Genomic DNA, 9,479 nt, shown 5'->3' with positions numbered 1-9,479 from the left:
CGCCACCGCCGATATTCGCCAAGTGGTCGAGCACGCCAAGGCAGCGCTGAAGACAGATGGCTGGTTGTTGTTGAACGAGCTGAGCCAGGCGTCACTGTTCAGTCACCTGACCTTCGGCCTGCTGGAGGGCTGGTGGCGTTATCGCGACGAGGCGTTGCGGCTGCCGGGTACGCCGGGCTTGTCCAGTGAGCGCTGGCAGCAGGTGCTGGAAGAGGCGGGTTATCGCGGGGTGATGTTCCCGTGCCAGGCGTTTCATGGGCTGGGACAGCAAGTGGTGATGGCGCGCAGTGATGGAGTGGTGCGCCATGCCCGGGAACCGCAGGCAACGCCTGCACCTGCACCTTCGGCCGAGAGTCACGCGCCAGTGTCAGCGCCTGCCAGGCGCGCCGAGGATGGGCGGCCCCTGCTGCTGGCATCGGTACGCGAATTGGTCGCCAGCAGCCTGCAATTTGAACTGGGCGACATTCGTGACGATGAACCGTTCGCCGATTACGGCGTGGACTCAATCACTGGCGTGGCGCTGGTTCGCCAGCTGAATGCACGCCTGGCAATTGACCTGCACACGACGTGCCTCTTCGATTACCCGAGTATCAACCGGCTCGTCGACTACATGCTGGGCCAATACCCGCAGTTCGCAACGCCTGCAACCGAGCCTACGGACGCCTTGCCGGTAACCCCGCCGAGTGGCGAGCCGGCACAGCCAGCGGTTGATGACCAAGCCATTGCCATTGTCGGTATCAGTGGGCGGTTCCCGCAGTCCCGAGATCTGGATGCCTTCTGGGAGCACCTGGCGGCTGGTGCCGACCTGGTCAGTACCGTGCAACGTTGGGACCCTCGGCATTGCTATGCCGGCGCAGACCAGGGCTGCGACCGCGGTGGCTTCATTGAGAGGATCGATGAGTTTGATCCACTGTTTTTCAATATTTCGCCTCTTGAGGCAACCTACATGGACCCTCAGCAACGTCTGTTCCTGCAGGAAGCCTGGAACGCGCTGGCCGATGCCGGGTGCCTGGGCGAACAGCGCCGCGCCGAGGTGAGTGTCTACGTCGGGTGCGAACAGGGCGACTATGACCAGCTGTTCGATGACATGCCGCCACCCCAGTCGTTCTGGGGCAATGCCCCCTCGATCGTGCCGGCACGCATAGCCTACTACCTGGACTTGCAAGGGCCGGCCATCACCGTCGATACCGCTTGCTCCAGCGCGCTGGTGGCCATCCACATGGCCTGCCAGAGCCTGCTTGCCGGCGATACAAAGGTGGCCTTGGCGGGTGGGGTTTTCATTCAGTCCACACCTGCGTTTTACCAAAAGGCCAACCGGGCAAGCATGCTGTCGCTCACTGGCGCCTGCCATACCTTCGACAGCCGGGCGGACGGCTTCGTCCCTGGCGAAGGGGCAGGCGCGGTGGTGCTCAAACGCCTCGCCGATGCCCTGGCTGATCGCGATCACATCCATGGGTTGATCCGCGGTTCCGGTATCAATCAGGACGGCGCCAGCAATGGCATTACTGCACCGAGCGCGTTGTCCCAGCAGCGTCTGCATGAGTCGGTCTATGCACGCTATGGCATTGACCCGGCCACCGTGCAGTTGGTCGAAGCCCATGGCACCGGGACGCGCCTGGGTGACCCGATCGAATTCCAGGCGCTCAAGGGGGCGTTCTCCCGTTACACCCAGCGCAAGGGTTACTGCGCGATCGGTTCGGTGAAGTCGAACATGGGGCACGCCGCCACCGCCGCCGCCATGGCAGGACTGTTCAAGGTCCTGTTGGCGATGCGGCATCGGCAACTGCCGCCGTCCTTGCATTTCCAACACACCAACCCGGCCATCGATTTCGCCGACAGCCCCTTTTTCCTCAATCAGCACCTGGGCGATTGGCCCGCGATTGACGGGGCCCCGCGCCGCGCCGCGATCAGTTCTTTCGGGTTCAGCGGCACCAATGCCCATATGGTCCTGGAGCAGCCACCCCTGCGCGTCCACCAGGCCAGTCTGGTGCCGGCGGTACTGATCGTGCTCGATGCACGCACCCGCGAACAACTGCACCAGCGCATGGCGGACCTGTTGGCGTTATGTGAGCGGGACGCGTCATTCGCCGTCGTAGACATGAGCTACAGCCTGCTCACCGGGCGCCAGCGTTTCGAGCAGCGTTTCCATGTTGTGGTCGCGGATCGCGCCGAATTGATCGCTGCGCTGCGCAGAGGCATGCCGGCTGACACGGCCGATCTGGCCGAAGCACACCAGCGCCGATTGCAAGGCTTGTCTGCTCGCGCCACGGGTCAGTCTCTGTACTACTTGCAGCAGTTGGCTGTATTTGCCGATGCCTGGGCAGCCGGCCAGGCAGTGGACTTCGCACCGCTGTTCGACGCCCTGGATTGCCAGCGCATGCCCCTGCCGGGCTACCCCTTTGCTCGGGAGCGTTATTGGGTAGTGGAGGCGATGCCCGCCCAGGACAAGGCTACCCATCCGCTGTCGGCCGCCATGATGCCCAATGACGGGGCGGCCATGGTCTTGCGCCTGGAGGGTGACGAATACTTCCTTGATCAACACCGCATCAACGGCGAGCCGGTGGTGCCCGGGGTGGCTTTTCTGGAGGTGCTCGCCCTTGCACGTGCTGCACATACACCTTTGACACCACTGAGCCTGATCAACCTGGTATGGCAGGCACCCTTGCGCGTGGTCTCGGAGCCCGTCGAGGTACGGGTGACACTCGATGTTCAGAGCCGACACACAGGGCTTGGCGGTGTTGAGGTCCACTCCGGGCACCCTGCGCAGGTGCACTGCGCCGGCCACTACGCTGCGCCGGCAACCGCACCCGCTGCGCTTGATCTGGCCGCCCTGCGTGAGGCCTGCCGAACGGCACCTCATTCAGCACATGACTGTTACCGGCACTTCACTGGCCTGGGGGTGGATTACGGGGTGAATTTTCGCTGCCTGGTGGAGTACGCCGCCAGCGCCGATATCGACCATCCGCAGCAACTGTTGGTGCGCTTGGCGCGCAACCCCGGTGCGACCCCCAACACCGGCTGGCTGCTCGAACCAGGCCTGACTGATTCGGCGCTGCAGGCCGCCGCCCACTGGCTGGCGCGCGATTGGCCGGAGCCGCGGGCGCTGGTGCCGTTTTCCCTGGAGCGCCTGGATGTGTTCAGTGCCGCTGAACCGGTATGGGCGTATGCAGTGCGCCGCCAGGCGGCAGGTTGGGCGAGCGTTCCGGCCGTGGATATTCAACTGGCCGATGCCAACGGCACGATCTGTGCGCAATTGCAGGGGTTGAGTTTTCGCGCCCTACCGCCACCGCAGCATCCCGGCGGTACTTCGCTGGATGCCGGGGAGAGCACCCTGTGGACGGGGGACTGGCAGCCTCGCGAGGCCACCATGGCGTTACCTGATTCTGTTGGAGAGCGCCTGTTGATGGTGGCCGCCGCGCCGCAGCGACTGCTGATGGAGCAGGCGCTGCACGGCTTGCCCTGGCATTCGCTGGTGGAGAGTGAATGGCCTGTGGGCGAGGGCTATACCCAGGCCGCGATTTCGTTGATCACACACTTGCAGGCGCACCTGCGCAAGGCTGACGGCCGGCCGTTGCACGTGCAACTGCTGGTGGAGCCACATGGGCCTTGGGCACTTTTCGAAGGCCTGGCGGCTATTCTCGAAACGGCGGCATTGGAGAACCCGGCGCTGACGGTCCAGTGCCTGCTGGTGGAGATCCAGGCGCCATCGGCGTCGCTTGTGAATGTCGTGAATCAGGCGCTGGCCCTGGGCGATCCACGCTTACGCTGGTGTGACGGGCAGTGGCAGAGCTTTGTCTGGCGCCAGTTGCCGAGCGGCCCCGGTGTTGTGCCCTGGAAGGCGACCGGGGTCTATTTGATTACCGGGGGCGCAGGCGGCATGGGCCAGGTGCTGGCCGAAGAGATTTTCCGCCATGCACCCGGGGCGACCCTGGTGCTGGCCACGCATCGGCCAACAACGCTAGAGGGCTTGGCGCACTTACACCCCGCATTCAATCGCTTGCGTGAGCATGGGGCGCGGGTCGAAGTGGTCACCCTGGAGGTCAGCGATCGGCTGGCCACCCAGGCCCTGGTCGAACGGATCCTTGAGCGTTATGGGCGGCTGGATGGCGTGGTGCATAACGCGGGGGTGACACGCGACGCTTACCTGTTGCAAAAGACCGCCGAAGACGTGCGCGAGGTGTTTGCGCCCAAGGTCCAGGGCGTGTTGAACCTCGATGCGGCCACCGCTGAGGTGGTGCTCGATTTCTTCCTGGTGTCTTCGTCCATCAGCGCGCAGTTGGGCAATGTCGGTCAAGCCGACTACGCAGCGGCCAACTGCTTTATGGATGGGGTCGTGCGCGCGCGCCAACGTCAAGCCGAGCAGGGCCTGCGACACGGCCTGAGCATGGCTGTGGATTGGGGATATTGGGCCGACGGCGGCATGCGTATCGATGCGTTGTCCCTGGGCTTGCTCAAGCAGGCCTGGGGCCTTCTGCCTATGCCACGCGACGCCGGGTTGCACGCGCTTTATCAGGCGTTCAAGCACCGCCAGGCGAACACGCTGGTGCACTACGGCGTTGCATCGAGTGTGCGGCGTCTGCTGACGCCGACGACGCATCGTGTCGAGCCGCTCGAGCAGTGGCTGCTGGCCAACGTGGCAGCGCTGACCGGCGTGCCCGTAGCTGACATTGACCTGCAGCAGCCGTTTGCCGATTACGGCTTCGACCTGCCTATGCGCCAGGCCCTGGTGCAGCGCCTGAGCGAGACACGTGACCTGGCAGGGCAGGGCGCCCGCCTTTTGCGCTGCGAATGCCTCCAGGCTTTGCTCGACCATATCGTGCAGCCGCCTCTTACCGATTTGACGGAGAAGACTCCCGCCATGGATACACGCGACGACAGCCAGACCCGACACGCCAGGGATTTCATTATCGGACTGCTCAGGACCGTGTTGGTGACCGTGACCCGGGTCAGCCCGGCCCAGCTCCAGGATGACCGGCATTTCGAACACTACGGCATTGACTCGCTGATGGTCATCCAGATGACCGCCGAGTTGGAAAAGTCCTTTGGCTCCTTATCCAAGACCTTGTTCTTTGAACACAGCTCGATCAAAGAGCTGGCCGATTACTTTACGCGCAGGCATGCCGAGCGGCTCGGCGAACTGGCCGGTAGTGGGCCCGTGGCTCCGGCTCCTACGGTCGCCGAGTCGACGCCCGTGGCGCCCGTGAACGCACTGCCGGACGCCTCGCTCGCGCAGCCGATCGCCATTGTCGGCCTCAGCGGCCGCTACCCCAAGGCTGAAGACTTGCAGGCATTCTGGCGTAACCTGGCCGAGGGTGTCGATTGTGTCACTGAAGTGCCGGCCGAACGTTGGAGCCTGGGCGGCCTGGCGCAACCGGGACGCTTGCCCGGCGGTAAGACCCTGAGTCGGTGGGGAGGCTTCCTGGATGACGTGGACAAGTTCGACCCGCTGTTTTTCAACATCTCACCCCACGACGCCGAATACATGGACCCTCAGGAGCGTGTGTTCCTGGAGTGCGCCTACGCGACCTTTGAGGATGCCGGCATGGCCTTGGGCCTGCGTAGCCCCGGTGCATTGCGGCGCACCGGTGTCTATGTAGGGGTCATGTACCAGGAGTACCAACTGTTCGGTGCCGAGCAAACCTTGCTGGGGCGCCCTATGGCGTTGTCCGGCAGCAGTGCGTCGATCGCCAACCGGGTGTCCTGGAGCCTCGGGCTCAGTGGTCCCAGCCTGGCTGTGGATTCGATGTGTTCGGCGTCGCTGACGGCGATCCATCTGGCGTGCCAGGGCATTCGCAGCGGTGACTGCGACGTGGCACTGGCAGGCGGCGTCAACGTCAGCGTGCACCCCAACAAATACTTGGGCCTGGCCCAGGGGAATTTTGCCTCCAGCCAGGGGCGCTGCCAGAGTTTCGGTGAGGGCGGCGATGGGTATGTGCCGGCCGAGGGGGTCGGTGCGGTCTTGCTCAAGTCCTTGAGCCAGGCGGTGGCCGATGGCGATCGTATCTACGGCGTGATACGTGGCAGCCAGATTAACCATGGTGGCAAGGCCAATGGATTCACCGTACCCAACCCCAATGCCCAAGCCGATGTGATCACCCAGGCGTTGGCCGCCGCCGGCGTAGACGCCGCCGATGTGGGCTATGTCGAGGCCCATGGGACTGGTACGGCCCTGGGCGATCCTATCGAACTGGCGGGCCTGGCCAAGGCTTACCGGCACTACACCGACCAGACAGCGTTCTGCGCGTTGGGCTCGGTCAAATCCAACCTCGGTCATTGCGAAAGCGCTGCCGGCATCGCCGGCCTGACCAAAGTCCTGTTGCAAATGCAAAAGGGCCAGTTGGTGCCTTCGCTGCACAGTGAGGTACTCAACCCGGCCATCGATTTTGCCCAGTCACCCTTCGTAGTCCAGCGCCACTTGGCGCCCTGGCCGCGACGGGTGCGCCGCGTAGAGGGCGTCACCGAGGAGCGCCCACGCCTGGCCGGGTTATCGTCCTTCGGCGCCGGCGGTTCGAATGCACACTTGATCATCGAGGAATACCTGGCGCCGACGCAGCCTGAGTCGCAAAGCCGGCAGCCACTGCCGGTGGCCGTTCTGTTGAGCGGCGCCAACGCCGAGCGCCTGCAAGCCTCGGCCCGGCGCCTCCTGGCATTTTGCGCCGCGCCAGAAGCGCACGACCTGTCCCTGCACGACCTGGCCTATACCCTGCAAACCGGTCGAGAAGCGCTCAACGCGCGGCTGGGGTTCCTGGCACATTCTATCGACGATGTGCAGGCGTGTTTGCGCGAGTATCTGCAAGGGGCGCTGACATCCGGGCGTGTGCAGGTCGGGTCGGCCCGGCAGGATGAGAACCCGCTGGTTCGGCTGTTGGGCGAAGACGATCTGTCGGCCATGGTTGCGCAATGGGCGGCCACCGGGCAGCAGGACAAACTGTTGGCACTGTGGGTCAGCGGCGGCGATATCGACTGGCAGGCGCTGTTGCCCGGACGCTGGGGCAGGATCATTTCCTTGCCAGGCTATCCGTTTGCCCGCGAACGCTTTTGGTACACGGGGATCAATTCCGATATCGGCCAGCAGAGCCCTCGCAGCCCCGGTGTGCAAGCGGCACCGCTCAGCGTGCTCAACTGTTCCGACCTGACGGGCCTGGGCTTTACCTGCCAGGTCAGTGGGCGAGACAGCTTTTTCGCCGATCATCACGTCCAAGGCAAGGCCATGATGGCGGGCTCCGCGTTTCTGGAACTGGCGCGAAAAGCAGCAGTAGCGGTGGCCACGCCTGACCAGCAGGGCGCCTTGGTGCGCCTGAGCGATGTGGTGTGGTTGGCACCCCTGGTGCTGGAAGACGGCGATGCACAACTGCGGGTACGCCTGTTTCCCGATGACACCGCACGTGTGCGTTTTGAGATCGCCACGAGCGGCGCCCAGGCACAGGCGCTCAACGTACGAGGTGTCATTGAACAGGTGCCCATGCCGACCCGTCCCCAGGTGGACCTACCCGCCTTGCTCGCGCGGCTACGCAGCAGCGCCGACTTCCATGAGCGTAACCCCGGACAGCTCTACGACGCCTATGCAGGCCTGGGCATCGATTATGGCGCAACGCACCGTTGCCTCAGCGCGGTGTATGTCGGCGACGGGCACGCCCTGGCCCTGATCGAGTGGCCTGCAGCGCAGCCGTTCGAGGCGAGTTACGGCCTGCACCCGTCAATGTTGGATGCGGCGCTGCAAGCGACGCGCGTATTGAGCGACGAAAGCGCACTACTGCAAGTGCCTTTCGCCCTGGACCAGTTGCAGGTGTTTGCTGCGTGTGAACCGCGCATGTGGGTACAGGTTAACCGCGACCCACAGCGCGAGAGTTATGACCTTGAGTTGTTCGATGAGCTCGGCTGGTTGTGCGCCAGCCTGCGCGGCCTGAAGGTTCGACAGTGGGCGCCGCCCGGTAATGGGGGGCTTGTCGAGGGGGACGAAGAGGTCGGGCTGCCGGCTGGCGAGCTGCTACTGGTGCCGCAGTGGAGCCCGTTGGCCATGCAGGCCGTCACTGCCTCGCCGACGGCCACACTGGTCATCGGTGCCGATGCTTCGCAACTGCGCAGCCTGGAGGGCGCGCAGGGGCCGTTGCTCAGTTGTGCGTCGGTACCCTCGGACAGTGTCGAGCAGTGGGTGACGCGGTTCCAGGGGTTGCCGGCCTTCGATCGCCTGGTGCTAGTCATCCCACCGAGTGCCGCCCGGCACGCGGGCGATGAATGCCTGATCGATGAACAGCACGCGTGCGCCCTGGAGCAGCTGCGTATCGTGCAAGCGTTGCTGCGTTGCGGGTTTGACAAGCGTGCGCTGCATTATGTGGTGGTGACTCGCGACGCTTGGACGCCCCATGACGCCCAACCCGTACACGCCGCCGTCCACGGCCTGGCGGGCAGTCTCGCCAAGGAGATGCCGCATTGGACGGTACAGGCCGTAGACCTGGCGCATCAGGAGCGTCTGGCCCCCACACATTTGGCGGTGATGCCCGTTGACCCTGCGCATACCTCGCGGCGCCTGCGCGATGGCGTCTGGGAGGGCCGGCAGTTGCTGCTTCATCGGCCGCAGGCGTCCGCGCAGCCGGCTTATCGCAGCAACGGCGTGTATGTGGTGATTGGCGGCAGTGGCGGCATCGGCCAGGTGTGGACCGAAAGCGTGGCTCGCGAGCACGCCGCCCAGGTTGTCTGGTTGGGGCGCCGGGCATTGGATGCTTCCATTCAGGCAGCCCTTGATCAGGTTGCGCTGCACGGCCCACGTCCGTTTTACATGAGCGTCGACGCCACAGATGCCGGGCAGTTGCAACAAGCCTGCGAGCAGATCCTGAGCCGCTTCGGCCGTATCGATGGCCTGGTGCATTCAGCCATCGTGCTGGACGACCGCAGCCTGGCGAATATGAGCGAAGACCAACTGCGGCGCAGTTTGCAGGCCAAAGTCGATATCAGTGTACGCATGGCCCAGGTGTTCGGTGGCCAGGCACTGGATTTCGTGTTGTTCTTTTCGTCCTTGATCGCCTTCACGCGTAATGCCGGGCAAGCCAACTACGCGATGGGGTGCGTGTTCAAAGATGCCCTGGCGCGGCGCTGGGGAAGCAGCGGGTCGGTACCGGTCAAAACGTTGAACTGGGGCTATTGGGGGAGCATCGGCGTGGTGTCGTCAGCGGCCTACCGGCAACGCATGGAGCGTGAAGGCATTGGCTCCATCGAGCCGCGTGAGGCCATGCAGGCGGTGCGCACGTTGCTGGCCAGCCCACTGGACCAGATGGCATTCATCAAGACGTTGCGGCCGATCACCCTGGACGGCAATGCCGAGGCCGATCAGTGGGTCAGCCAGGCAATGGTAGCCAACGGGCCTTTGCACATTGAGGCTGATGTGGCGCAGTGGGTAGCTGCCGATGGTGCGCACGCTGCGGCCTTGCAAGACAAATACCGCCGCGACGCACAGCGCGAACGACTGCCGCAATGCCAGGTAC

The 9,479-nt window shown here is 64.3% G+C and carries 1 protein-coding gene; it reads left to right on the top strand.

Annotated elements, in window-relative coordinates; genetic code table 11:
• Positions 1-9,479 (top strand): SDR family NAD(P)-dependent oxidoreductase (locus JH25_RS27605; protein ID WP_164699497.1); only part of this gene is annotated, 9,479 nt, incomplete at both ends.

Origin of the sequence: Pseudomonas sp. BRG-100, assembly GCF_000737955.1 — a bacterium.
GTDB classification, from domain to species: domain Bacteria; phylum Pseudomonadota; class Gammaproteobacteria; order Pseudomonadales; family Pseudomonadaceae; genus Aquipseudomonas; species Aquipseudomonas synxantha_A.
This window is presented reverse-complemented; position numbering and strand designations above follow the sequence as displayed.